Below are 24,835 nucleotides of genomic sequence, written 5' to 3'. Positions count from 1 at the left end.
AGGTTTCCGTGTCCGATCCCAAGACCGTCAAGCTGGTGGATGAGTCGAGCAACCGCAGCAGCGAACTGCCGCTGGTCAGCGGCACGCTCGGCCCGGCGTGCATCGACATCGCCACGCTGTACAAGGACACCGGCCACTACACTTTCGACCCCGGCTACGGCTCGACCGCCAGCACCAGGAGCGCGATCACCTATATCGACGGCGACCAGGGTGTGCTGCTGTACCGCGGCTATCCGATCGAGCAGCTGGCGGAACATTCCAGTTTCCTCGAAGTGGCCTACCTGCTGCTCAACGGCGAGCTGCCGAAGCCGGCCGAGTTCGCCACCTTCGAGCACGACGTTGCGCATCACACGATGCTGCACGAGTCGCTGAAGAACTTCTTCCAGGGCTTCCACCACGACGCGCATCCGATGGCGATGCTGGCCGCCGCGGTGGCCTCGCTGTCGGCGTTCTACCACGATGACCTCAACGTCGACGATCCGGCCGACCGCAAGCTCGCCGCGATCCGCCTGATCGCGAAGATGCCGACCATCGCCGCCGCCTGCTACCGCTATTCGATCGGCTGGCCGATGCGCTACCCGCGCAACAACCTGGAGTACGTGGACCGCTTCCTGCACATGATGTTCGAGGTGCCGAGCGAGCCGCTGCAGATGAACCCGGTCGCGGCCAAGGCGCTGGACCTGCTGTTCATCCTGCACGCCGACCACGAGCAGAACGCCTCCACCTCGACCGTGCGCCTGGTCGGCTCCACCGGTGCGAACCCGTACGCGTCGATCGCCGCTGGCATCACTGCGCTGTGGGGTCCCGCACATGGCGGTGCCAACGAGGCGGTGCTCAAGCAGCTGCAGGAGATCGGCACGCCGGACAACGTCGAGTCGGCGATCCTGCGCGCGAAGGACAAGAACGACAGCTTCCGCCTGATGGGCTTCGGCCACCGCGTGTACAAGAACTTCGACCCGCGCGCGAAGATCATCCGCGAGATGTGCCACAAGGTGCTGGCCGAGCTGGGCGTGAACGACCCGCTGCTGGACGTGGCGATGAAGCTGGAAGAGGCGGCGCTGAAGGACGAGTACTTCGTCGAGCGCAAGCTGTACCCGAACGTCGACTTCTACTCCGGCATCATCTACAAGGCGCTGGGCATCCCGACCGAGATGTTCACCGTGATGTTCGCCATCGCGCGCACCGCCGGCTGGATCGCGCACTGGATCGAGCAGCACGAAACGCCCGGATCGCGCATCGGCCGCCCGCGCCAGGTCTATACCGGCGCCGGCGTGCGCGACTACGTGGCGACCGCGAAGCGCTGACCGCCGCACGCTGATGAAAAAGCCCCGGCCTTGGCCGGGGCTTTTTTGTGCAGGAAAATATATCCCGGGCTCAGCGCAACGCCGCGCCCAGCCGTTGCTCGAACGTCTCCCCGGCGTCCTCGTCGAGCAGCATTTCTACCTGGGCCAGCGAGGCGCGCCGCATCGGCCGGTCGTCGGCGCGGTCCAGCGGGGCCTGGCGCAGCGCGTCGTGGGGCAGCACGGTGAGGTCGAACGGCAGCTCGTCGGCGGCGAACAGCAGCACCGGGTACTCGGGCTGGTCGTCGCGGCCGTAGCGCAGCCGGCGCACCTGGGCCTCGATCGGCACGCCGTGCTCGCGCAGGTACAGCGCGACTGCTTCCGGATCGTCGCTGAACACGTGCAGGCAGACCGCCGAGTGCGCGTCGGCCGTGCCTTCGAGCACGCTGCCGACCAGGCGCGGCTCGAACGCGGCGAGGAAACGCATCGCCTCGACCGCCGCCTCGCGGCGCTGGCGCAGCAGCTGCGGCTGGCTGTCGGCGAGGAACAGGCGCTGGTGCTCGCGCAGCGCCTGCTCGATCTCCAGGTTGCGCGGCAGCGCCTGTGTGTCGAGGATGCCGAGCCGCTCGGCCGCCTTCAGCTTGGCATGGTGGAAGTCGCGGATGCCGTGTTCGCTCATCAGCCGTGCGGCTTCCTGGGCGACGCGCAGGCGATTGCGCTGCAGGCGGTCGTGCGCGTGGATGCGGTGGTGTTCGCCTCGGGACATGGCGCGCTCCTCATCGATCGGTAACCGGCAGCTTCCTTGTGCCGGAAGCTGCGTCGAAGGCTCAAAAGATGTCGTAGGCGTGCTGCTGGTCCTGCTCCTTCTGCTGGGCGGCCTGGCTGCGCAACCGATCGATGTCTTCCACCTTGAACATCTCGTTGATGCCGTCCGGATCGCCCGATGCCGCAGGCAGGCCGCTGTAGCGATTGATCAGTACCGTACTGATTCCCGGCGGCATCGGCAACGTGCTCGACGGCTGGCCCTTGAGCACGCTGCCCATGTAGGACATCCAGATCGGCAGCGCGGCCTTGGCGCCAAACTCGCCGCGGCCGAGCGAGCTGTAGTCGTCGAAGCCCACCCACACGGCGGTCGACAGTTCGCCATCGAAGCCGACGAACCAGGCGTCGCGGTGATCGTTGGTGGAGCCGGTCTTGCCGGCCAGGTCGTCGCGCCCCAGTGCGCGTGCGGCCGAGCCGGTGCCGCGCAGGATCACGTCCTTCATCAGCGAGGTCACCAGGTAGTCGTTGCGCGCCTCGATCACGTGCGGTGCAAGTACCGGCGGGTGCGCGCCATCGCCGTGCGCGTCGGCCGGCAGCACCGCGTCGCCGACGCCGTCGACGCTGCTGGACTCCGCTGGCGCCGCGGACGAGGCGCTGGCCAGGCTGTTGGCTGGCGCGGGGTTCATCCCGGCCGGCGGCGGGCCGGGCGGCTGCGTGTCGAGCAGGCGCTCCTGGCAGTTGCGGCAGGCGCGCGCGGGGTTGGCCACATAGACCGGCTGGCCGTTGCGGTCGTCGATCTCGTGGATGAAGTACGGGGTGACCAGGTAACCGCCGTTGGCGAACACCGCGTAGCCGCGGGCCATGCCCATCGGCGACACCGAGGCGGTGCCCAGCGCCATCGACAGGTTGGCCGGGATCGCGTCCTGCGAGAAACCGAAGCGGGTGGCGTATTCGCGCACGTAGCGCACGCCGATGGCGTCGAGCAGGCGTACCGAGACCAGGTTCTTGGACTGCACCAGCGCCTCGCGCAGGCGCATCGGTCCGGCGAACTTGTCGTCGTCGTTGGACGGTGTCCAGATCCCGTTCGGGCGCGACGGGTCGGGCAGGGCGAGCGGTGCGTCGTTGATGATGGAGGCCGGGGTGAAGCCGCGGTCGAACGCCGCCGAGTACAGGTAGGGCTTGAAGCTGGAACCGGGCTGGCGCGCGGCCATCACGGCCCGGTTGAACTTGCTGCGCACGAAGTTGAAGCCGCCCACCAGCGCCTGGATCGAGCCGTCCTCCGGCGCGATCGAGGCCAGCGCCGCCTGCGCGGCGGGGATCTGCGCCAGCTGCCACTCGCCCTTGTCGTCGCGTGCCAGCCGGATGATGTCGCCGCGCTTGAGCACGCCGTCGACCCGGCTCGGTGCGGCGCCGACGCGGTCGTCATTGATGTGCGGACGTGCCCAGCTGACGGCGGCCAGGTCGAGGATCACGCTCTCGCGACTGGACAGGTAGACCGTGGCCTGCTTCGCGTCGCTGGCCGTGACGATGCCCGGCTGCATGCCGGAGACGCTGACGTAACCGGACAGCAGGCCGTCGAGATCCGCTTCGCCGGCGCCGGCCGGCAGGTCCTGATGGGCTTCCGGTCCGCGCCAGCCATGCCGGCGGTCATAGGCGACCAGCCCGTCGCGCAGCGCTTCCACGGCGGCCTGCTGGCGGCCGCTCTGCAGCGTGGTCCGGACCACGTAACCTTCGGTCAGCGCGTCGTTGCCGAAGCGGTCGAGCACCTGCCGGCGCACCATCTCGGCCAGGTAGGGGGCGTCCACCTCGATCGGCTGTTCGTGCGGGTAGGCGTGGTTCGGTTCGGCAATCGCCTGCTCGTACACGGCTTTGGTGATGTAGTCGTGGCGCAGCATTTCGCCCAGCACCCAGTTGCGTCGGGCGATGGCGCGCTTCGGGCTGTTGATCGGGTTGACTACCGACGGCAGCTGGAAGGTCGAGGCGATCAGTGCGCATTCGGCCACGGTCAGCTGGTCCAGCGTCTTGCCGTAGTAGTACTCGGCGGCCGCGGCCACGCCGTACGAACGATGGCCGAGGAACATCTTGTTGAGGTACAGCTCGAGGATCTGGTCCTTGCTGAGTTCGTGCTCGATGCGCAGCGCGATGAAGATCTCGGTGAGCTTGCGCGAATAGAGCTTCTCGGGGCTCAGGAAGAAGTTGCGGGCGACCTGCTGGGTGATGGTGGAGCCGCCGGGGCCCTTGTCGCCGCCGGTCACCAGCACATGCCAGCCGGCGCGCGCGATGCCGTGCCAGTCCACTCCGGGGTGGTGGTAGAAGTCCGCATCCTCGGCCGACAGCACGGCGTGCTTGAGGCGGTCCGGCACTTTTTCGATGTCCACCGGGATGCGCCGGGTCTCGCCGAAACTGGCGATCAGCTTGCCGTCGGCGCTCAGCACGCGCAGCGGCACCTGCATCGGATAGTTCTTCAGCTCGGCCACCGAGGGCAGCCTCGGCGCCAGCAGCCAATACGCCACACCCACCGCGACAACTGCCAGGAACAACCCGGAAAAGGCCAGGATCAGAGCCCAGCGCAACAAGCGTTTGAAAATTTGCATGGTGTGGGGATAGCGAGACCTGAGTCAAAACATGACAGAGTATAGATGTAGGAGTATTCCGGGCATGAGCAGCGGTCGACCAAATGCGGAAGCCGTCCGCAAAGCAAGGGTCGGGCCAATAGGGGGTTTACCTTAAATGTGGCGGGCATCACGCCAATTACTTGAGAAAGTTGCCGTAGACCGTTGCCAATACGTTATTTTTTCGATTTAATGCCACTGCGTACTCCGCCAGGACTCTGGCTATGGGCGTCAGCGGCAAGGGGGAAACACCGTGGGGCTCTTTACACCGAAGAAGCCGGCGCTGATTGGTGTCGACATCAGTTCGACTGCCGTCAAGCTGCTGCAGCTAAGTCAGGCCGGCGGCCGTTACCGCGTTGAGCATTACGCGGTCGAGCCGTTGCCGCCGAATGCCGTGGTCGAGAAGAACATCGTCGAGGTCGAGGCGGTGGGTGATGCGATCCGTCGCGCGCTGGCACGCTCGGGCTCCAAGCTCAAGCACGCCGCCGCCGCGGTGGCCGGGTCGGCCGTGATCACGCGCATCATCCCGATGACCGGGGATCTTTCCGACGACGACCTGGAAGGCCAGATCCAGGTCGAGGCGAACCAGTACATCCCGTACCCGATCGACGAAGTCAGCCTCGACTACGAGGTGCTCGGCCCGGTCCGCGACAACCCCGACATGAACAGCGTGCTGCTGGCAGCCTCGCGCACCGAGAACGTCGACATGCGCGTGGCCGCGCTGGACCTGGGCGGGCTCACCGCCGCGGTGATCGACGTCGAGGCGTTCGCGATGGAGAACGCCTTCGCGATGATCGCCGACCAGCTCAACGTGGGTCGCGACGCGCTGGTGGCGGTGGTCGACATCGGCGCCACCATGACCACCCTGTCGGTGCTGCGCAACCAGCGCACGATCTACTCGCGCGAGCAGGTGTTCGGCGGCAAGCAGCTGACCGACGAGATCATGCGCCGCTTCGGGCTCTCCTACGAGGAAGCCGGCCGCGCCAAGCGCAAGGGCGGCCTGCCCGAGTCCTACGAGACCGAGGCGCTGGAACCGTTCAAGGAATCGCTGATCCAGCAGATCAGCCGCCTGCTGCAGTTCTTCTTTGCCGGCAGCGAATACAGCAAGGTCGACCAGGTGGTGCTGGCCGGTGGCTGCGCCTCGATCGAGGGGTTGGGTCCGATGCTGGAAGAGCAGCTCGGCGTGCCCTGCGTCGTCGCCAATCCGCTGGCCCGCATGTCGCTGTCGCCACGGGTACAGGCACAGTCGCTGGCGCAGGACGCCCCCGCATTGATGATTGCGGTCGGCCTCGCCTTGAGGAGCTTCGACTGATGGCACACGTCAACCTACTTCCATGGCGCGCCGCACGGCGCAAGCAACGCGAACGCGAGTTCTACATGCAGCTCGTCACCGCCTTCGTGGCGGGGCTGGGTGTGCTGCTGCTGTGGGTGTTCTGGATGGACCAGCGCATCGACAACCAGAACGATCGCAACGCCTACCTGCAAACCGAGATCAAGCAGCTCGACGTACGCATCGCCAAGATCAAGGATCTGGAAAAAGTGCGCGAGCACCTGCTCGCGCGCAAGCAGATCATCGAGCAGCTGCAGGCCGACCGCTCGCAGATGGTGCACCTGTTCGACGAACTGGTGAAGACGATTCCCACCAGCGCGCGGCTGACCGGGCTGAAACAGGGTGGCCAGTCGATGTCGCTCGACGGTGTGGCGCAATCCAACGCCAGTGTCGCCGAGTACATGCGCAACATCGAGGGTTCGCCGTGGATGGGCCATGCCGATCTGCGCAAGACCGAAAACACGCATAACGGCACCCGCATGCCGTACGAGTTCGGCCTGAACGTGCTGCTGAGCAAGCCGAAGACGGACGAAACCGACGGCAAGATGCCGGTGCTGCCAGCCGGTACCAGTTCCAGCGCGGCCCCGGCGGCCTCGGCGGCGCCCGCGGTTCCGGCGAAGCCGGCGACGGCGGCCACCCCGGGAACCAGGCCGGTGAGTGCGCCAGCTGCCACGGGAGGTGCCGGCTCATGAGTTTCCTGAACGATATCCAGAACCTGGACCGCAACAACGTCGGCGGCTGGCCGCAATCGGTCAAGATTTTCTTCACCGCCTTGCTGCTGGGCCTTGTATTGCTGGTCGGCTGGTACTTTTTCGTCAGTGACCAGCAGGACAGCCTGAATACGCTGGTCGGCAAGGAGAACCAGCTCAAGCAGGAGTTCTCCACCAAGCAAGCCAAGTCGGTCAACCTGGAGGCGCTGCAGCAGCAGCTCGACGAGATGCAGGACATGCTGCGCCAGCTGCTGCGCCAGCTGCCCAGCAAGACCGAGATGCCCGAACTGCTGATCGACATCTCGCAGACCGCGCAGTCCGCGGGTCTGGAGACCGAGCTGTTCCAGCCGGGTCCGGAGACACCGAAGGACTTCTATGCGGAGAAGCCGATCACGCTGCGCATGAGCGGTACCTATCATCAGTTCGGCGCCTTCATCAGCGGCGTGGCCTCGCTGCCGCGGGTGGTGATCCTGACCCTGCACGATGTCTCGCTGACCCCCAAGACGCCCAGCAAGAGCGGCGGTAGCTCGGACGGCCAACTCGTGCTGCAGGGCACCGTGAAGACCTACCGTTACCTGGACGATGAAGAGAGCTCCACCGCGGGCGCCGGCAAGAAGAAGGCGGGGGGGGCGAAATGATGAACATGCTGACTGCCATCAAACCGGCCCGCATGGTGCGCCTCCTGCTGATGCTGGGCATCGCGCTGGTGCTGGCGGGCTGTACCCGCGGCATGTCCGACCTGCGCACCTGGGTCGCCCAGGAAAAGGCCAAGAAGGGCGCGCCGATCCAGCCGCTGCCGGTGATCAAGACCTTCGAGACATTCAAGTACGACGACCAGGACCGGCGTGACCCGTTCAGCCCGAGCACGGCCGAGCTGGACAACAGCGCCGCCGCCAGTGGTCCGCGGCCGGACGCCAATCGCGCCAAGCAGCCGCTGGAGCTGTTTGCTCTGGACAGCCTGAAGATGGTCGGCACGATCGGTACCGGCGCGGCTATGGAAGTGCTGGTCAAGGACCCGGGTGGTGTGATCCATCGTGTCCATGTCGACGAGTACATGGGTCAGAACTACGGGCACATCACTGCGATCAGCGAAGACCATATCGACCTGGTCGAGCTGGTATCCAACGGTAATGGTGGCTGGATGGAACGTCCGGCCAGCATCGCGCTTGACGCGAAATAGGTAGACAGGGGCTGATGCAATGACCAACCAAATCCAATCCGTGCGGGGCCGTGTCATGCGCCATGCGAGCCGTTACTTGTTGATGGGCCTGCTGATCGCCGGCGCCACCTGGGCCAGTGCTGCGATGGCAGCCACCACCACGCTGAAGAACATCAGCTACGACGCACTGCCCGGCGGCAGCGTCGAGCTTCACATGGACTTTGGCAATGGCCCGGTGCCGCAGCCGAAGATCTTCACCACCGGCAACCCGCCACGCATTGCAGTCGACTTCGCCGACACCGACAACGCGGCCCCGCGTCATCTGGACATCGGCAAGGGCTCGACTTCCGGCGTATCCGCCGTGGCGGCCGGTGGTCGCACCCGCGTGGTGGTCGAGCTGATGCGCGAGTCGAGCTACCGCTCGCGGGTCGAAGGCAACAGCCTGGTGCTGACCGTCAACAACGGCAGCACGGATCAGTCGGTGACCACCGCGTCCACGATCGACCCGACCAAGGCACTGCCATCGTCATCGGCCGGTCCGGCCATCTCCAACATCGACTTCCGTCGTGGCCCGAACGGCGAAGGTCGTGTGCTGATCAGCTTCAGCGGCAGCGGCGCGAATGCCGACATGACCCGCAAGGGCGACAAGGTACTGGTCACCATCGACCACGCGAACCTGCCGGCCAACCTCGCCCAGCGCCTGGATACGCTGGACTTCGCCACCCCGGTGCAGTCCATCGTCACCCGAGCCGGCATGGGCGGTGGCGCGCGGATGGAAATCGCGGTCAAGGGCGATGTCGAGACCTCGGCCTACCAGACCGCCGACCAGTACGTGGTCGAGGTGGCGCCGAAGAAGGCCGATACCGCCAGCAAGGATGCCAAGCTGGCCAGGCTGGGCCAGGAGCCGAGCTACAACGGCAAGCGCGTCACCTTCAACTTCCAGGACATCCCGGTGCGCTCGGCACTGCAGCTGATCGCCGACATCTCCGGCCTCAACCTGGTCGCCTCCGACAGCGTCGGTGGCAGCGTCACCCTGCGCCTGGTCAACGTGCCATGGGATCAGGCGCTGGACGTGATCCTGCGTGCCAAGAGTCTGGACAAGCGCCGCAATGGCAACGTGGTGTGGGTCGCGCCGCAGGCCGAACTGGCCAAGTACGAGCAGGACCTCGCCGACGCCAAGCTGAAGGCGCAGGACACCGCCGAACTGGTCACCGACTATGTGCCGATCAGCTACGGCAAGGCGTCCGATATCGCCAAGCTGCTGACCAGCGGCAGCATGCAGGGTGGCGGCGGCAGCAGTGGCGGTGCCAATACCCAGCGCGGTTTCCTGTCGCCGCGTGGCAGCGTGTCGTTCGATACGCGCACCAATACGCTGCTGCTCAACGACACGCCGGAGAAGATCAAGCAGTTGCGTGAGCTGATCGCCGTGCTGGACAAGCCGGTGCAGCAGGTGCTGATCGAGTCGCGCATCGTGGTTGCCAGCGACGATTTCACCCGCGAGCTGGGCGCCAAGTTCGGTGTCAACGGCCGGGTCAACAACACCGAGTTCCAGAACGCCGCGGCAGCCACGCCGGCCCTGACCGCGGGCCTCGGTGGTGGCAACGTGACCTCGGGCGGCCTCAACGTGAACCTGCCGGTCACCCCGGCGGCCGGCACCTTCGGCCTGGCCATCCTCGGCGCCAATTACGCGATCGACCTGGAACTCTCTGCCGCGCAGACCGAGGGTCGTGGCGAGGTGATCTCCAGCCCGCGCGTGATCACCGCCAACCAGCAGGAAGCGGTGATCCGCCAGGGCCAGGAAATCGGCTACGTCACCTTCCAGAACAGCGCCGGCAGCGGCGCCGGCAGCGGTACCGCCACGGTGCAGTTCAAGGATGCGGTGCTGGAGCTGAAGGTGACCCCGACGATCACCGCCGACAATCGCGTCTACCTGACGATCAACGTCAAGAAGGATGCGCTGGCCGGTTACGTGGACGCCCCGGGAAGCGGCAAGATCCCGACCATCGACACCCGCGAGATCAACACCTCGGTGCTGGTCGACAACGGGCAGACCGTGGTGCTGGGTGGCATCTACGAGATCAACAAGGCCAACACCATGACCAAGGTGCCCGGCCTGGGCGACATCCCCGGCGTCGGCATCCTGTTCCGCAAGACCTCGCGGACCAACACCAAGGCCGAGCTGCTGATCTTCGTGACGCCGCGCATCCTCAGCGACACCTTGCAGTAATCGCGCAAGCTTGCAGTGAAAGAGGCGGCTTCGGCCGCCTCTTTTTTTATGCGTGCCGGGAAATCACCGATGGCCGGTTAAACTTCCTGGCTAGCTGATGGTCTGTAGCACGCCAACCGGTGCCGCAGCGCCCGGGTCGCGCTGCTGTCACGTCAAGAACGGAACCCGCCCATGGACATGCCTGAAACCACGCCGCCAAACCGCCTGCAGCAGTCATTCACGCGACTGCGCGACGACCTGCAGCAATGCATCATCGGCCAGCCGCACCTGATCGACTGCCTGCTGGTGGCCTTGCTGGCGGATGGCCACCTGCTGGTCGAGGGCGCACCGGGCCTGGCCAAGACCACGGCGGTGAAAGCGCTGGCGGCGCGCATCGAGGCGGACTTCCACCGCGTGCAGTTCACCCCCGACCTGCTGCCGGCGGATCTCACCGGTACCGACGTGTTCCGCCCGCAATCCGGCAGCTTCGAGTTCGAACGCGGCCCGCTGTTCCACAACATCGTCCTGGCCGACGAGATCAACCGCGCGCCGGCCAAGGTGCAGTCCGCGCTGCTGGAGGCGATGGCCGAGCAGCAGATCACCGTCGGCCGCCGCACCTGGCAGCTGCCCGAGCTGTTCATGGTGATGGCGACGCAGAACCCGATCGAGCAGGAAGGCACGTTCACCCTGCCGGAAGCCCAGCTCGACCGTTTCCTGATGCACGTGACGATCGGCTATCCCGATGCAGTCGCCGAACTGGCCATCCTCAAGCTGGCGCGCGAGCAGGCCAGTCGTCGTGCCCACCCGGTTGCCGCGCCGCCGGCGTTGCTCAGCCAGGCCGACGTATTCGCCGCGCGCGATGCGGCGATGGCGGTGCACATGGCGCCGGCGCTGGAGGCATACCTGACCCAGCTGGTGCTGGCCACCCGCGATGCCGGCCGCTACGGGCCGGAGCTGAAGCGCTGGATCGCCTGGGGTGGCAGCCCGCGCGCCACCATCGCGCTGGACCGCTGCGCGCGCGCGCAGGCGTGGCTGGCCGGTCGCGATTACGTGCTGCCGGAAGACGTGCACGCGATCGCCCACGAAGTGCTGCGCCATCGCGTGCTGCTCAGCTACGAGGCGGAGGCCGAGGGCGTGCGGCCGGACCAGGTGATCGACCGCCTGCTGGATCTCGTGCCGCTGCCGTGAACGCCGTCGCGACACACCATGCGGACGGCGACGGCCGCAGCCAGGTCGCGCTGGCCGAACTGATCGCGCTGCGCGCGCGGGTCGGTCGCGTGCGCCTGGCGCCGCTGCTCAGCTGCGCCGCGCGCAGTGGCCAGCAGTCCAGCCGTCTATACGGCCGTGGCATGGATTACGCCGAGTCGCGCGTCTACCAGGCGGGCGACGACGTGCGACGGCTCGACTGGCGGCTCACCGCGCGCAGCGGCAAGCTGCACACCAAGCTGTTCCAGGAAGACCGCGAAGGCTGCCTGCTGATCCTGCTCGACACCCATGCCAGTATGCGTTTCGGTACACGGGTGCGCTTCAAGTCGGTGCAGGCGGCGCGTGCCGCCGCCGCCGCTGCATGGTACGCGGTGCGTGCCGGCGAGCGGGTCGGCGTGATGGCGTTCGGTCACGCCGAACAACTGCTGCGTCCGCAGGCCGGGCCGCGCGGTGCGCTGGCGGTGTGCGGCGCGCTGGCCGAGTGGGACGCGCAGCCGGTATCCGAACGGGTCGAGCCGTTGTCCGGGGCGCTGGCCCGCGCCAGCCGCGTGTTGCACGGCGCCAGTCGCGTGCTGCTGGTCAGTGACGGCTTCAGCTGCGATGCACCGGCGCGGCAGCGCCTGCTCGACCTGGGCCGCCATGCCGGGGTCAGCGTGCTGGTGGTGGCAGATGCGCTGGAACGGGCGCCGGCCCCGCCGGGACGCTATCCGCTGGAGCATGCCGGCGAACGCTGCGAAGTGCTGTTGCAGTCCGAACGTCAGCGCAACGATTTCCAGCGCGCGCTGGGCGCCGGTCCGGCTCGACTGGGCGAGCTGGCGCAGGCGCTGGGCCTGCGCTGGAACAGCATCGACACCGCCGCCGATGCCTTCGATGCAGTCAGCGGTCTGCTCGGTGGACGGAGGTCGGCACGATGACGCTGCCGCCCGCGCCGTCGCCCGGTCCACAGCTGCGCGACATCCACCTGCCGCCCGAGCCGTCGTGGTGGCCGCCGGCACCGGGCTGGTGGCTACTCGCCGTACTGGCGCTGGCATTGCTGCTGGCTGGCATCGGGTGGTGGCGTCGTTACCGCCGCGCGCTGCATCAGCGCCGGCAGGTGCTGCGGGAACTCGATCGGCTGGCGCAGCAGCACCAGCGCGACGGCGATGCAGCAGTGCTGGCGGGTGAGTTGCACCAGCTGCTGCGCCGGGTGGCGCGCCGGCACGATGCGCTGGCGGTGCAGCAACGCGGCGACGCCTGGCGGCGAACGCTGGCGCGGGTGCCGGTCGACGCCGCTACGCTGGAACGATTGCTGGCGCTGGACCAACAGATCTATCGGCCGCCGACCGCGTTCGATCACGCGGCCGCGATCGCCGCCGTGCGCCGCTGGCTGCAGCTGGCGCTGAAGCCCGCGGCGTGGAAGCCGGCCGCGACGGAGCGCGTCGATGCCTGAGTTCGCCTGGCCCTGGGTGATCGTGCTGCTGCCGCTGCCGTGGCTGCTGCGGCGCTGGCTGCGCCCGGCCGCGCCGGGGCAGGCGCTGCACCTGCCGCAGCCGGGGGTGCGACTGGCGACGGTCGCCGGTAGTCGCGCACACGGCGCCACGCCGTGGTTGCTGGCGCTGGCCTGGCTGTGCCTGCTGGCTGCGGCGGCGCGGCCGCAATGGGTGGGGCCGCCGCAGGCGCAGCAGCGCAGCGGGCGTGCCCTGATGCTGGCGGTGGACCTGTCCGGCAGCATGCGCACCGGCGACATGCAGCTGGCCGGTCAGGACGTCAGCCGCTTCGGCGCGGTGGAGGCGATCGCCGGCGACTTCATCAGCCGCCGCAGCGGCGACGAGATGGGGCTGATCCTGTTCGGCAGCCAGGCCTTCCTGGTGACGCCGCTGACCTACGACCTCAGCGCGGTGCGCGCGCAGCTGCAGGGTGCGGCGGTGGGGCTGGCCGGCACCGAGACGGCGATCGGCGACGCCATCGCGGTGGCGGTGAAGCGGCTGGCCGCGCTGCCCGAGCAGGCGCGCGTGCTGGTGCTGCTCACCGACGGCGTCAACAACGCCGGCAGCATCGCGCCGCGCGACGCGGCACGCGCGGCGAAAGCTGCCGGCGTGCGCATCTACACCATCGGCATCGGCGCTACGCGCATGCGCATCCCCGGTTTCTTCGGCAGCCAGCTGGTCAATCCTTCGGCCGACCTGGATGCGGACATGCTCACCGACATCGCCAACGAGACCGGTGGGCGCTTCTTCCGCGCCACCGACAGCGGCGAGCTGGCCGAGGCCTACCGCGCGATCGACGCACTGGAACCGATGCCGCAGCACGGCCCCAGCCTGCGGCCGCGGCATGAACTATTCCGCTGGCCGTTGCTGGCCGCGATGGCGCTGCTGTTGCTGGTGATCGTGCCGCGCCGCTTCGCCCGTTCACGGGAGTTGCCGGTATGAGCGAACTGCTGCAGCAATTCCATTTCCTGCGGCCGTGGTGGCTGGCCGCGCTGCTGCTGTTGCCGCTGCTGGGCTGGTTCGGCGTGCGCCGCAACGTGGCGCAGGTGGAACTGTCGCGGCTGGTCGATGCCGAATTGCTGCCGCATCTGCTGCGTGGGCGCGCCGTCAATCGCAGCCTGCCGCTGTGGCTGTTCGCGCTGGGCTGGACACTCTGCGCGCTGGCCCTGGCCGGGCCGACCTGGAGCCGTGTCGAGCAGCCGCTGTATGCGAGCCGCGCGGCGCAGGTGGTGGCGATCTCGCTGTCGCAGCGCATGCTGGCGCGCGACGTGACGCCGAGCCGGCTCGATCGCGCGCGCTACAAGGCGCGCGATCTGCTGCACGCCAACCAGGACGGCCTGAACGCGCTGATCGGCTACGCCGGCGAGGCCTTCGTGGTGGCGCCGCTGACCGCCGATGCGCACAGCCTCGACGACCTGCTCGCGGCGATGGCGCCGGACACCATGCCGGTGGATGGCGACAACGCGGCGGCGGCGATCGAGCGCGGCGTGGCCCTGATCCGGGGCGGCAAGGCCGGCGGCGGTTCGCTGGTGCTGATCACCGACCAGGCTGATGCCGCGGCCGAGGCCGCCGCGCACAAGGCGCAGGCGGCCGGGGTACGGGTGTCGGTGCTGGGCGTGGGTACGCCGCAGGGCGGGCCGGTGCCGCTGCCCGACGGCGGCTTCCTGCGCGATGCGCAGGGCGGCATGCTGCTGGCTCGCCGCGATGATGCGGCACTTGCCGCGATGGCCGCGGCCGGCGGTGGTCGCTACGTGGCGATGAGTGCGGACCAGCGCGACGTCGACGCGCTGCATGCGCAACTGCGCAGCGCGAAAACAACCTTGGCGGAAGGGCAGGTCGGCGATCAGTGGCAGGATCGCGGCGCCTGGCTGCTGTTGCCCTTGCTGCCGCTGGTGGCGCTGGCGTTCCGCCGCGGCTGGCTGCTGTTGCTGCCGCTGGTCGTGTTGCCGCTGTGGCCGGGCACGGCCGCGGCGACGAGCTGGCGCGACCTGTGGCAGCGCCCCGACCAGCAGGCCGCGCAAGCCTTGCACGCGGGCGACGCGAAACGGGCGCAACAGCTCGCGCGCGATCCGGCCTGGCGTGGTGCGGCGGCGTACCGCGCCGGCGACTACACCGCCGCGGCGCAGGCGCTGCCGCAGGCGCCCGGCAGCGACGCGGCGTACAACCTGGGCAACACGCTGGCGAAGCAGGGCGAGTACCAGCAGGCGCTCGCAGCCTACGACCATGCGCTGAAGCTCGACCCGGCCAACGCCGACGCGAAGGCGAACCGCCAGGCGGTCGAGGACTGGCTGCGCCGGCAGCAACAACAGCCGTCGGACCAGAAGGAACACGAGGGCCACGGCGGCAAGCAGAACCAGTCGTCGTCGGGCGAGCAGGGCAAGAGCGGCAAGCAGGATGCGAAGGATCAGTCATCCACATCGAAGAACGCCGAGCCGTCCGGCCAGCCGGGCCAGGACGGCAAGTCGCAGCAGGATCCGTCCGGCAACAACGCATCGCAGCAGGGCAAGTCCGAGCAGGGCGTCGCCGGTCAACCCAAACCGCAGACCGCGCAGCAGCAGGCCGAGCAGAAGGCGCAAGCGGAACAGGCGCGACAGGCGTTGAAGCAGCAGATGGACGCCGCGTTGGCGAAACCGGGCGACAGCAAGGCCGGGCACCAGCTCGGCGCGCTGGCCAAGGACGACCCGCAGGCGAAGTTGCCGGCCGACCTGCGCCACGCCCTGCAGCGCGTGCCGGATGATCCCGGCGCGCTGCTGCGGCGCAAGTTCGAACTGGAATACCAGCAGCGCCACGGCGGCGCGCCGAGCGAGGATCAACAGCCGTGAAGTTCCGACATGTCGTGTGCAGCTGCCTGTTGATGCTGGCGTCGATTCCGGCGCTGGCCAGTGCGGCCGCGGTGACCGCCACGCTGGACCGCGACCACGTGCAACTGGGCGAGACGGTGACGCTCAACGTGCGCGTGCAGGGCGACACCGGCGGCGTCGTCGCACCCGATCTGCGCGCGCTGAACCAGGATTTCCAGCTGCTCGGCACCTCGCAGAACAGCAGCCTCAGCATCATCAACGGCAAGGCCAGCTCGGAACTGACCTTCGGCGTGGCGCTGTGGCCGCGCCACGTCGGCGTGCTGCAGATCCCCGCGCTGAGCGTGGCCGGCGGCCGCACCGCGCCGCTGCAGCTCACCGTGACCGCGCCGGACCCGGCCGCCGCCGCTGCCACCCAGCGCGACGTCTTCATGGAATCGCAGGTCGAGCCGGCGCACGGCTACGTCGGCCAGCAACTGACCTACGTGGTGCGCCTGTACTACGCCAACCGCATCGGCGGCGACGCGCCGTCACCGCCGCAGGTCGACGGCGTGGAGGTCAGCGCGCTCGGCAAGGGCCTGAACTACGACGCCGAGCGCGGCGGGCGCACCTACCACGTGCTGGAACAACGCTACGCGCTGATTCCGCAGCACGCCGGGCAGGTCGAGATCCCGCCGGTGGATTTCCAGGGCGAGGCCGCCGATCCGCGCGACCCCAACAGCTTTTTTGGCGCCACCGTGCCGGTCACCGCCAGCGCGCCCGCGCAGACCATCGAGGTGAAACCGGCGCCGGCGGACTGGGGCGGCAGCGCGTGGTTGCCGGCACGCCAGCTGAGCCTGAGCCTGGACGGCTGGCCCACCGCGCGGGATGCGTCGCCGCGGGTCGGCCAGCCACTGAACCTGACCATGACCCTTGAAGCCACCGGCCTGTCGTACGAGGCGCTGCCGGCGCTGAGCCTGCCGCCGCTGGACGGCGCCACGGTGTACCCGGACAAGCCGGTCACCGGCAACCGCCAGGACGGCCAGTGGATCATCGGTCGGCGCCAGCAGTCGTTCGCGATCGTGCCCGAACGCGCCGGCACGCTGACCATTCCCGCCACCACGCTGAAGTGGTGGAACGTGCTGACCGACAAGATGGAAGTGGCGCAGATCCCCGCGCACAGCGTCAGCGTGCTGCCGGCGATCGGTGCGGCGGCCACGCCGGCACCCGCCGCAACGGCGCAGGTGCATGACGAGGTGGCTGCATCACCTGGCCTCGCCGCCGCGCCGGCATCCACGCCCTGGCGCTGGATTGCGCTGGCCAGCCTCGGCCTGTGGCTGCTCAGCGCGCTGACCTGGTGGTTGTGGCGGCGCCGTCGCCGCGTTCCGTCGGCGACACCGCCGGCCGCAGCGCGCACCTCGGCGCGCAACAGCCAGCTGGCCTTCCTCGCCGCGGCACGCGGTGGCGACCCGGCCGCGCAGGTACACAGCCTGCTGGCCTGGGCGCGGGCGGAGCGGCCGGCGATCCAGCATCTGGGCGAGCTGGCCGCAGCGCTCGACGATGCCGCGCAACGCGCCGCCATCGACGCGCTGCAGCAGCGTCGTTACGCCGGCGCGCCGGCGCCGGACGCCGGCACGAACCTGGCCGAGGCGTTCAAGCGCGGCTTTGCCTGGCGTGCCGCGGCAGCCAGCGAGGACTCCGGGTTGCCGCCGCTGTATCCGTTCAAGCTGCACTAGCGGCTAGTGCTGAGGGGGGGCACTGCCGCGCCTGATCGGGGCGGTGTCCGCCTACGGCGCCAGCGCCTGCTGAAACACCGCGCGCATGGCGTCGCTGAAGCAGCACAGCGTCACCTCGATGTCGTCGTCCGCAGCAGCCAGCGCGTCGCGCAATGTGGCCACCGCCACCGCGGCGGCCTGCGCGGCGGGGTAGCCGTAGATGCCGCAGCTGATCGCCGGAAACGCGATCGTGCGCAGCGCCCGTTCGCGCAGCAGGTGCAGCGCATTGCGGTGGCAACGCGCCAGCAATTCCGCTTCGCCCTCGTCGCCGCCGTGCCAGACCGGGCCGACCGTGTGGATCACCCAGCGCGCGGGCAGCCCGAAGCCGGGCGTGATGCGCGCCTCGCCGGTGGGGCAACGTACGCCGGGGACGGTTTCGGGCAGCGCGCGGCAGGCCTTGAGCAGCGCTGGCCCGGCGGCGCGGTGGATCGCGCCGTCCACGCCACCGCCGCCGAGCAGGCCGGGGTTGGCTGCGTTGACGATGGCGTCCGGCGCCAGGCGGGTGATGTCGGCATGAATGACTTCGATGGGCATGGATCGGCGGCTTACCTTATGCTTCGGGCAGGCATTGGCGCGGCGGAGCGGCAACGGATCATGGCGAAAACGGAAGACCTTTCCTTCGGCTACCTGCTCAGCGACGTGACCTTGCTGTTCCGCAAGCACTTCGACCGGCGCGCGGTGAAATTCGGATTGACCCGTGCGCAATGGCGTGCAACCAAGGTGTTGTACCACCGCGAAGGCCTGCGGCAAACCGAGTTGGCCGAGTTCCTGGAAATGGAGCCGATCGCGGTGGGCCGGGTGATCGACCGCCTGCAGGCTGCCGGCTTCGTCGAGCGCCGGCCGGACCCGAAGGACCGGCGCGCCTGGCGGCTGTACGTCACCGAGCAGGCGCGGGTGATCGTGGGCGACATGGAGATCATCGCGCGCGAGCTGCGCAAGGATGCCACCCGTGGCATCGACCACGACGAGCTGCAGCAGGCACTGGCGGTGATCGGTCGGATCAAGGACAACCTGCTGGCGCTGGAGCAGGGTGACGGCACGCCCTGATGCGCGCCTGCGGCGGCACTGGCCAGTGCCATAGGTTGGGGTCGTGCACCGCGGAATCCGCGGCATAGTGGACGCCTGGCGTGTCTTGCGGGGGTCAACCTGACGCCGTCACACACGTTGTAACGAGCTTGGTGCATGGTCACCGGCCCTGCGGTTCCCCGACCGCGCAAGAACCCCGCCATCGCCACCGCGCGTGGCGCGAAGATCGAGAAGTCCCCGCGCATGTCCTGGAAAAAAATCGTCCTTGTGGTGGCCGTCCTGCTGGCGATCGCGCTTGCCATGCACTTTCGGCGCGGCGCCGGCGACAGCAGCAAGGCCGTCAGGACGCCGGCGGCGGTGCCGGTGGAGGTGGCCAGCGCCATCCGGGGCGACGTCGAACTGTCGTTGAAGCTGGTCGGCCGGGTCGAGGCGTGGTCGACGGTGAGCCTGCGCGCGCGGGTCTCCGGCCAGCTGCAGTCGCTGTCGTTCACGCCCGGTGCGCTGGTGCGCAAGGGCAGCGTACTGGCGCAGATCGACCCGCGGTTGTTGCAGGCGCAGCTGGACCAGGCGCGCGGCAGCGTGGCGCGCGACCAGGCGCTGTTGCAGAAGGCGCAGGCCGACCAGCGGCGCTATGCCGACATGCTGGCCAGGGGTTTCGTCTCGAAGGCGGACTACGACCTGTACCAGGCCAACCTGGCGGTGGCCCGCGCCACCTTGCAGAGCGACCGCGCCACGCAGGAACTGGCGCAAACCCAGCTCGACTACGCCAGCATCCGCGCCCCGTTCGACGGCATCGCCGGCGCGCCGCTGGTGTGGCCCGGCGCGCAGATCAGCGCCGACAGCACCGACATCGTGGTGCTCAACCAGGTCGAGCCGGTGCGCGTGGCGTTCAACATCCCCGAGGACAGCCTGCCCGCCGTGCGCGCCGCGCAGGCCAGCGGTGCGATCGTCGTGCAGGTGACCGTCTCCGGCGACCACGGCACGCCGCTGGCCGGCACGCTGGAATTCATCGACAACGCGGTCGACGCCACCACTGGCACCATCGTGCTGAAGGCACGCTTCGACAACGCCGAACACCGGCTCACGCCCGGCCAGTTCGTGCAGGTGAGCCTGCCCACCACGCGCCTGGCCGGCGTGGTCAGCGTGCCGGTGCATGCGCTGCAGAGTTCCAGCAGCGGCAGCTTCGTGTTCGTGCTCGCTGCCGACGGCAAGGTGCAGCAGCGCTACGTCACCCCCGGCCCGACCAGCGCCGGGCGCACCGTCATCGACAAGGGCCTGAAAGCCGGCGAACAGGTGGTGACCGAAGGCCAGATGCTGCTGGTCGACGGTAGTGCCGCCACCGTCAAGCGGGGCTGAGCCGATGAACATCCCCGAGCTCTGCATCCGCCGCCCGGTGATGACCACGCTGTTGATGACGGCGCTGCTGGTGTTCGGCATCGTCGCCTATCCGCAGCTGCCGGTGAACGAGTTGCCGAACGTCGACTTCCCCACCATCAGCATCAGCGCGAATCTCCCGGGCGCCTCGCCGGAGACGATGGCGTCGGCGGTGGCCACGCCGCTGGAAGGCCGGCTGTCGACCATCGCCGGGATCAGCTCGATGAGCTCGACCAGCGCGCTGGGCTCCACCTCGATCACGCTGAGCTTCGAGCTGGACCGCAACATCGACGCGGCGGCGCAGGACGTGCAGGCGGCGATCTCCTCGGCGCTGCGCCAGCTGCCGAAGGAAATGACCACGCCGCCCACCTTCCGCAAGGTCAACCCGGCCGACGCGGCGATCCTGTACCTGGCGATGAGCTCGTCGACGATGCCGCTGACCCAGGTCGACGAGTACGCCGAGACCGAGCTGGCGCAGCAGTTGTCGATGATCGACGGCGTGGCGCAGGTGAACGTGTACGGCTCGCAGAAATACGCGGTGCGGATCAGCGTGGACCCGGACCGGCTGGCGGCGGCCGGCATCGGCATCGACCAGGTGCAGAACGCGATCGCCGACGCCAACGTCAACCAGTCCACCGGCTCGCTGTACGGCAAGCGCCAGCAGCTGCCGATCCGCAGCGACGGCCAGCTGTTGCGCGCGGCCGCCTACAACGACGTGGTGGTGGCGTACCGCAACGGCGCGCCGGTGCACGTGGGCGACATCGGCACGGCGCGCGACAGCGTGCAGGACGACCAGCGCGTCAGCTCGTACAACGGCAAGCAGGCGATCGTGCTGGCGATCCAGCGCCAGCCGGGCGCGAACACGGTGGCCACGGTGGACCGGATCAAGGCGGTGCTGCCAAGCTTTCGCGCCGGGTTGCCGCCGTCGATCACGCTGGACACGCTGTACGACCGCTCGCAGTCGATCCGCGACTCGGTCGACGACGTGCAGTTCACCCTGCTGCTGGCCGGTGCGCTGGTGGTGTTCGTGATCTACCTGTTCCTCGGCAACCTGTCGGCCACGCTGATTCCGGCGGTGGCGCTGCCGATCTCGGTGCTGGGCACGTTCGGCGTGATGTACGCGCTGGGTTACAGCCTGGACAATCTCTCGCTGCTGGCGCTGACCCTGGCGGTCGGCTTCGTGGTGGACGACGCGATCGTGATGCTGGAGAACATCGTGCGCCACATGGAGGCGGGCGTGCCGCCGTACGAGGCGGCGCTGCAGGGCGCCGGCGAGGTCGGCTTCACCATCTTCTCGATGACGCTGTCGCTGATCGCGGTGTTCATCCCGGTGATGTTCATGGGCGGCATCGTGGGCCGGCTGTTCCACGAGTTCGCAGTGGTGATCAGCGTGGCGATCCTGATTTCCGGCATCGTCGCGATCACGCTGACGCCGATGCTGTGCAGCCGCTTCGTCAAGGCGCACGACCATGACAGGAAAAACTGGCTGATTGCCGGCTTCGACCGCGGCTTCAGCGCGGTGCAGCGTGGTTACGCGGACAGCCTGCGCTGGTGCATGGAGCGCCCGCGGCTGGTGCTGGCCGGTTTCGGCGTGAGCCTGCTGGCCACCGCGCTGCTGTTCTATGTCGCGCCGAAGGATTTCATCCCGGCTGGCGACAGCGGCCAGTTGCGCATCAACACGGAAGGACCGGAGGACGTGTCGTTCGAGGGCATGCTGGCGCGCCAGCAGCAACTGGTCGACATCGTGGCGAAGGATCCGAACATCGCCGGCTACATGTCCACCGTGGGCGCGGGCGGCGCGCGCAGCACGATCAACAACGGTTCGATCCTGCTGCTGCTGAAGCCGGCGCACCAGCGCAAGCTTGGTCCGGACGGCATCATCCAGGAATTGCGGCCGAAGCTGGCGACGGTGGCTGGCATCCGCAGCTACATCCAGAACGCGCCGGCGATCCAGATCGGCGGGCGGCAATCCAAGGCGCAGTACCAGTACACGCTGCAGTCGGTGAACCTCGATCAGCTGTACGAGTGGAGCGGCAAGGTGACCCGCGCGTTTGCCGCGCTGCCGGGTTTCGAGGACGTCACCAACGACCTGGATCTCAACAGCCCGTCGATCGTGGTCAAGGTCGACCGCGCCAAGCTGGCGCCGCTGGGGTTGACCATGGCGCAGGTGCAGACCGCGCTCGGCATCGGCTTCGGCGAGAACCAGGTTTCCACCATCTACGGTTCGTCCACCCAGTACTGGGTGATCCTGCAGGTCGAGCGCAGGCTGCAGGACGACCCGGCGGTGCTGTCGCAGCTGTACGTCACCTCGAACCGCGGCAGCCTGGTGCCGCTGAGCGCGGTGGCGAGTTTCGCCCGCGAGCCTCAGGCGCTGACGGTGAACCACCAGGGCCAGCTGCCGGCGGTGACGGTGTCGTTCAACCTGGCGCCCGGCGTGTCGCTCAGCGACGCGGTGGCCAGCATCGACGGCGCGCTGGGCAAGCTGGGTCTGCCGGCCACCATCAGCGGCAGCGTGCAGGGCACCGCGCAGGCGTTCCAGCAATCCCTGCAGGGCATGGGCATGCTGTTGCTGCTGGCGGTGTTCGTGATCTACCTGGTGCTGGGCATCCTGTACGAGAGCTTCATCCATCCACTGACCATCCTGTCCGGCCTGCCGGCGGCCGCGGTCGGCGCGCTGCTGACCCTGGTGATCTTCCACGCCTCGCTGGACCTGTTCGCCTTCGTCGGCATCGTGATGCTGATCGGCATCGTCAAGAAGAACGCGATCATGCTGATCGACTTCGCGCTGGAGCGGCAGCGCGAGGAAGGCATGGCGCCGGCGCAGGCAATCGCCGATGCCTGCCGCGTGCGCTTCCGCCCGATCATGATGACCACCATGGCGGCGATGGCCGGCACCCTGCCGATTGCGCTGGGCATCGGCGCGGGCGCCGAGGTGCGTCGCTCGCTGGGCCTGGCGGTGGTCGGCGGCCTGCTGTTCTCGCAGGTGCTCACGTTGTACCTGACGCCGGTGATCTACCTGTGGATGGACCAGCTGCAGCAGCGTTTCCGGCGCACGGGCCGGACGTCGCCGGCGCGCTAGCTTGCGGCGTCCGGCCGCCCGCGACTAGGCTGGCCGCTCCGTCATCGAGGGAGCGGCCATGCGCAGCCTGGGCACGATCGCCACCGTATTCGCCGCCGCCAGCGTGGCCGCCTGTGTCCATGCCGGCACCTCCGCGTCGATGGACGCCGCCGCGTTGCAGGCCTGGGCCGGCAAGCCGTGGGACAAGGCCGCGCTGATGCACACCACGTTCGAGGTGGGCCGCTACCACGGCGTGCCGGTGATGGCCGAGCACCCCTGTTCGGACGTCTGCCCGCAATACACCGTGCGCATCATCCACTACCAGCTGCCGCCGGGCACCTCGTGCGCCGAGGCAGGTGGCGTGGAGAAGGAAGTGCTGGTACCGATCGCGATCACGGTGATGTCGAAGACGTTCTGCGTGCCCGAGCCGCTGGTGGCCTCGGGGGCGTACTACGCGAAATAGCGTCGGGCTCCTCCCCCTGCATGGCAGGGGGAGGTTGGCGACCGGAGGGAGTCCTTCGGGTGAGGGGGTGCTCTCGATCTTGCGGCGAAGAGCGACCCCTCCCCAACCCTCCCCTGCGAGCAGGGGAGGGAGCACAGCTGTTTACTCGCCGGCGCCGTCCTTGGCGAACGCACCGGGTGCGGAGCCGAAGTCGCCGCTGGCCTGGGCGGCCATGTAGGAGAACGCTGCGTACACCGCCACGTTCTGCGCCAGTTCCTTCGGGTCGATCTTGTCCAGCGTGTCGTTCGGGGTGTGGTGCCAGTCGAAGTACCTGGTGCCGTCCTGGGTCAGCGACAGCGCGGCCATGCCTTTGGCGTGCATCTGCGACAGGTCCGAACCACCGCCACCGGGGCGCGTGGCGTCGTAGGCCACGCCGACCGGCGCCAGCACCTTGGCGATCTGGCCGATCGCGTCGCGCGCCGCGGGCTTCACGCTGGCGCTCATGCGCCAGATCGGGCCGGCGCCGAAATCGGACTCGGTGCCGAGCTGGAACTTCGCCACCTCGGCGCCGTGCTTGTCGGCGTAGGCGCGGCCGCCCCACAGGCCCATTTCCTCGTTGGCGAAGGCGATCACCCGGATCGTGCGGTCCGGTCGCTGCGGCAGGTCGCGGATCAGCTTGCCGGCGGCCATCGCGATGGCCACGCCGGCGCCGTCGTCGATCGCGCCGGTGCCCAGGTCCCACGAGTCGAGGTGGCCGCCGATGGCGACCACTTGCTTCGGATACTTGCGGCCGGTGATCTCGCCGATCACGTTGGCACCGGTGTACTCGCCGGTGATGCCGCAGTCGAGGTCGAGCTTCAGCGTGACCGGCTTGCCGTAGGCGAGCACGCGGGTGAGCTGGTCGGCGTCGGGGTTGGCCAGCGCGGCGGCGGGGATCGCCTTGGCCGGGTCGCGGAAGCCGGTGACACCGGTGTGCGGCGCGCGCTCGTGCGCGTCAGTGCCGGCCGAGCGCAGCAGGTAGGCGGCGGCGCCCTTTTCCGCGGCAATCACCGCACCCATCGTGCGCACGGCCGAACCCATGCCGTAGCCGTGGCCGTCCTTCGCGCGCCGCATGCGGTAGTCGATGTAGACGATCCGGCCCTTGATGCTGGCCGGGTCGGCTGCCTTCAGCGCATCCAGCGTGTCGAACTTCACTACCTCGGCGCTCAGCCCACCTTTCGGCGTGCCGGCCGAATAACCCAGCGCGGTCAGCGTCAGCGGCTGCGGGAACGGCGCCACGATCGCGGCGTGCTCGCTGCGGCGCACCCACAGCGGATAGGTCACCGGCTCGGTGTAGACCTTGTCGTAGCCGAGCTCCTTGAACTTGGCCACGGCCCAGTCGACCGCGCGCCGATCGGCCTCGCTGCCGGCCAGGCGCGCGCCGACCTCGGTGGTCAGCGAGGCGGTGACCTTGTACGCGGTGTCGTCGTGCAGCGCCTGGTCGCGCAGCTGTTCGGCCGTCTTTACGGCCGCGGCGGGAATCGTGGTGGTGGCGGCGCTGGCGATGCCGCTGGCCAGCAGGCCGGCGGCGAGCAGGGTGAGGGGAAGACGGCGCATCGGGGGACTCCGCGTGGGAAACCCCGATTATGGCGTGGCTGCCGGTTGCCGCTTAG

Annotated in this window: 20 protein-coding genes; 16 read left to right on the top strand and 4 right to left on the bottom strand. The window is 68.7% G+C overall.

The genetic code is table 11. The features are described from left to right. Positions 1-8 precede the first annotated feature (8 nt). The gene (locus IMW82_RS11970; protein ID WP_108471972.1) at positions 9-1,304 is read left to right on the top strand and encodes a citrate synthase; all 1,296 of its coding nucleotides are present in this window, start codon (positions 9-11) and stop codon (positions 1,302-1,304) included. A gap of 70 nt (positions 1,305-1,374) precedes the next feature. Here IMW82_RS11970 and IMW82_RS11965 read toward each other — a convergent pair whose 3' ends face one another. Beyond that, positions 1,375-2,046, bottom strand: coding sequence for a hypothetical protein (locus IMW82_RS11965; RefSeq protein ID WP_108471971.1), 672 nt, complete (start codon positions 2,044-2,046; stop codon positions 1,375-1,377). A gap of 61 nt (positions 2,047-2,107) precedes the next feature. Next, complete coding sequence (locus IMW82_RS11960; RefSeq protein WP_108471970.1) at positions 2,108-4,636, bottom strand: penicillin-binding protein 1A; 2,529 nt, start codon at positions 4,634-4,636, stop codon at positions 2,108-2,110. A gap of 271 nt (positions 4,637-4,907) precedes the next feature. Here IMW82_RS11960 and IMW82_RS11955 point away from each other — a divergent pair, with 271 nt between their 5' ends. The 11 genes from IMW82_RS11955 (at position 4,908) to IMW82_RS11905 (ending at position 17,244) form a co-directional block, all read left to right on the top strand. Beyond that, positions 4,908-5,966: a pilus assembly protein PilM gene (locus IMW82_RS11955; protein WP_108471969.1), complete on the top strand. Its 1,059-nt coding sequence runs from the start codon at positions 4,908-4,910 to the stop codon at positions 5,964-5,966. After that, positions 5,966-6,676 (top strand): PilN domain-containing protein, encoded by a 711-nt coding sequence (locus IMW82_RS11950; protein WP_108471968.1) that lies wholly within the window; start codon positions 5,966-5,968, stop codon positions 6,674-6,676. The genes IMW82_RS11955 and IMW82_RS11950 overlap by 1 nt, the downstream gene beginning before the upstream one ends. Then, complete coding sequence (gene pilO / locus IMW82_RS11945; RefSeq protein ID WP_108471967.1) at positions 6,673-7,332, top strand: type 4a pilus biogenesis protein PilO; 660 nt, start codon at positions 6,673-6,675, stop codon at positions 7,330-7,332. The genes IMW82_RS11950 and pilO overlap by 4 nt, the downstream gene beginning before the upstream one ends. After that, entirely contained in the window at positions 7,332-7,874 is a 543-nt protein-coding gene (locus tag IMW82_RS11940) for a pilus assembly protein PilP (RefSeq protein WP_108472013.1), read from the top strand. The genes pilO and IMW82_RS11940 overlap by 1 nt, the downstream gene beginning before the upstream one ends. A 55-nt stretch (positions 7,875-7,929) precedes the next feature. After that, positions 7,930-10,080 carry a type IV pilus secretin PilQ gene (locus tag IMW82_RS11935; protein WP_211004601.1) on the top strand — a complete coding sequence of 717 codons (2,151 nt, stop codon included), beginning with the start codon at positions 7,930-7,932 and terminating at the stop codon, positions 10,078-10,080. A 171-nt stretch (positions 10,081-10,251) separates the two neighbouring features. Further along, positions 10,252-11,247, top strand: a complete 996-nt coding sequence (locus tag IMW82_RS11930; protein ID WP_108471965.1) for a MoxR family ATPase — start codon at positions 10,252-10,254, stop codon at positions 11,245-11,247. Then, positions 11,244-12,179 (top strand): DUF58 domain-containing protein, encoded by a 936-nt coding sequence (locus IMW82_RS11925; RefSeq protein ID WP_211004600.1) that lies wholly within the window; start codon positions 11,244-11,246, stop codon positions 12,177-12,179. The genes IMW82_RS11930 and IMW82_RS11925 overlap by 4 nt, the downstream gene beginning before the upstream one ends. Beyond that, a complete protein-coding gene (locus tag IMW82_RS11920; protein WP_108471963.1) occupies positions 12,176-12,694 on the top strand; it encodes a DUF4381 domain-containing protein in 519 nt (172 codons plus the stop codon). The genes IMW82_RS11925 and IMW82_RS11920 overlap by 4 nt, the downstream gene beginning before the upstream one ends. Continuing rightward, positions 12,687-13,673: a VWA domain-containing protein gene (locus tag IMW82_RS11915; protein ID WP_211004599.1), complete on the top strand. Its 987-nt coding sequence runs from the start codon at positions 12,687-12,689 to the stop codon at positions 13,671-13,673. The genes IMW82_RS11920 and IMW82_RS11915 overlap by 8 nt, the downstream gene beginning before the upstream one ends. Further along, positions 13,670-15,553 carry a tetratricopeptide repeat protein gene (locus IMW82_RS11910; RefSeq protein ID WP_211004598.1) on the top strand — a complete coding sequence of 628 codons (1,884 nt, stop codon included), beginning with the start codon at positions 13,670-13,672 and terminating at the stop codon, positions 15,551-15,553. Before IMW82_RS11915 ends, IMW82_RS11910 begins: the two co-directional genes overlap by 4 nt. A gap of 32 nt (positions 15,554-15,585) precedes the next feature. Then, complete coding sequence (locus tag IMW82_RS11905; RefSeq protein ID WP_211004760.1) at positions 15,586-17,244, top strand: BatD family protein; 1,659 nt, start codon at positions 15,586-15,588, stop codon at positions 17,242-17,244. Between the two features lie 51 nt (positions 17,245-17,295). Here the strand turns inward: IMW82_RS11905 and IMW82_RS11900 are convergent, their stop codons facing one another. Beyond that, positions 17,296-17,817, bottom strand: coding sequence for an O-acetyl-ADP-ribose deacetylase (locus IMW82_RS11900; RefSeq protein WP_211004597.1), 522 nt, complete (start codon positions 17,815-17,817; stop codon positions 17,296-17,298). Positions 17,818-17,877: 60 nt separating this feature from the next. Between IMW82_RS11900 and IMW82_RS11895 the strand changes: the two genes are divergently transcribed. From IMW82_RS11895 to IMW82_RS11880, 4 genes are all read left to right on the top strand, one after another. Further along, entirely contained in the window at positions 17,878-18,330 is a 453-nt protein-coding gene (locus IMW82_RS11895) for a MarR family transcriptional regulator (RefSeq protein WP_108471959.1), read from the top strand. Positions 18,331-18,552: 222 nt separating this feature from the next. Next, positions 18,553-19,665, top strand: a complete 1,113-nt coding sequence (locus IMW82_RS11890; RefSeq protein WP_211004759.1) for an efflux RND transporter periplasmic adaptor subunit — start codon at positions 18,553-18,555, stop codon at positions 19,663-19,665. A 4-nt stretch (positions 19,666-19,669) separates the two neighbouring features. Then, positions 19,670-22,762: an efflux RND transporter permease subunit gene (locus IMW82_RS11885; protein ID WP_211004596.1), complete on the top strand. Its 3,093-nt coding sequence runs from the start codon at positions 19,670-19,672 to the stop codon at positions 22,760-22,762. 58 nt (positions 22,763-22,820) lie between these two features. Further along, a complete protein-coding gene (locus tag IMW82_RS11880) occupies positions 22,821-23,204 on the top strand; it encodes a hypothetical protein (protein ID WP_211004595.1) in 384 nt (127 codons plus the stop codon). Between the two features lie 141 nt (positions 23,205-23,345). On the opposite strand, the gene IMW82_RS11875 is transcribed toward IMW82_RS11880, so the two are convergent. Further along, positions 23,346-24,779, bottom strand: coding sequence for a M20/M25/M40 family metallo-hydrolase (locus tag IMW82_RS11875; protein WP_211004594.1), 1,434 nt, complete (start codon positions 24,777-24,779; stop codon positions 23,346-23,348). Positions 24,780-24,835 lie beyond the last annotated feature (56 nt).

The sequence above is a fragment of the Rhodanobacter sp. B2A1Ga4 genome (assembly GCF_018101315.1).
Classification (GTDB): Bacteria; Pseudomonadota; Gammaproteobacteria; order Xanthomonadales; family Rhodanobacteraceae; genus Rhodanobacter; species Rhodanobacter thiooxydans_A.
Note: the sequence above shows the minus strand (reverse complement) of the source record. Positions and strands in the feature narration are given on the sequence as shown.

What these genes read in the sequence shown, in the direction of transcription:
- IMW82_RS11965 (WP_108471971.1), bottom strand. Translation starts at nt 2,046, where the DNA reads ATGTCCCGAGGCGAACACCACCGCATCCACGCGCACGACCGCCTGCAG.
- IMW82_RS11960 (WP_108471970.1), bottom strand. Translation starts at nt 4,636, where the DNA reads ATGCAAATTTTCAAACGCTTGTTGCGCTGGGCTCTGATCCTGGCCTTT.
- IMW82_RS11950 (WP_108471968.1), top strand. Translation starts at nt 5,966, where the DNA reads ATGGCACACGTCAACCTACTTCCATGGCGCGCCGCACGGCGCAAGCAA.
- pilO (WP_108471967.1), top strand. Translation starts at nt 6,673, where the DNA reads ATGAGTTTCCTGAACGATATCCAGAACCTGGACCGCAACAACGTCGGC.
- IMW82_RS11940 (WP_108472013.1), top strand. Translation starts at nt 7,332, where the DNA reads ATGAACATGCTGACTGCCATCAAACCGGCCCGCATGGTGCGCCTCCTG.
- IMW82_RS11935 (WP_211004601.1), top strand. Translation starts at nt 7,930, where the DNA reads ATGCGCCATGCGAGCCGTTACTTGTTGATGGGCCTGCTGATCGCCGGC.
- IMW82_RS11930 (WP_108471965.1), top strand. Translation starts at nt 10,252, where the DNA reads ATGGACATGCCTGAAACCACGCCGCCAAACCGCCTGCAGCAGTCATTC.
- IMW82_RS11920 (WP_108471963.1), top strand. Translation starts at nt 12,176, where the DNA reads ATGACGCTGCCGCCCGCGCCGTCGCCCGGTCCACAGCTGCGCGACATC.
- IMW82_RS11915 (WP_211004599.1), top strand. Translation starts at nt 12,687, where the DNA reads ATGCCTGAGTTCGCCTGGCCCTGGGTGATCGTGCTGCTGCCGCTGCCG.
- IMW82_RS11910 (WP_211004598.1), top strand. Translation starts at nt 13,670, where the DNA reads ATGAGCGAACTGCTGCAGCAATTCCATTTCCTGCGGCCGTGGTGGCTG.
- IMW82_RS11905 (WP_211004760.1), top strand. Translation starts at nt 15,586, where the DNA reads ATGCTGGCGTCGATTCCGGCGCTGGCCAGTGCGGCCGCGGTGACCGCC.
- IMW82_RS11900 (WP_211004597.1), bottom strand. Translation starts at nt 17,817, where the DNA reads ATGCCCATCGAAGTCATTCATGCCGACATCACCCGCCTGGCGCCGGAC.
- IMW82_RS11895 (WP_108471959.1), top strand. Translation starts at nt 17,878, where the DNA reads ATGGCGAAAACGGAAGACCTTTCCTTCGGCTACCTGCTCAGCGACGTG.
- IMW82_RS11890 (WP_211004759.1), top strand. Translation starts at nt 18,553, where the DNA reads ATGTCCTGGAAAAAAATCGTCCTTGTGGTGGCCGTCCTGCTGGCGATC.
- IMW82_RS11885 (WP_211004596.1), top strand. Translation starts at nt 19,670, where the DNA reads ATGAACATCCCCGAGCTCTGCATCCGCCGCCCGGTGATGACCACGCTG.
- IMW82_RS11880 (WP_211004595.1), top strand. Translation starts at nt 22,821, where the DNA reads ATGCGCAGCCTGGGCACGATCGCCACCGTATTCGCCGCCGCCAGCGTG.
- IMW82_RS11875 (WP_211004594.1), bottom strand. Translation starts at nt 24,779, where the DNA reads ATGCGCCGTCTTCCCCTCACCCTGCTCGCCGCCGGCCTGCTGGCCAGC.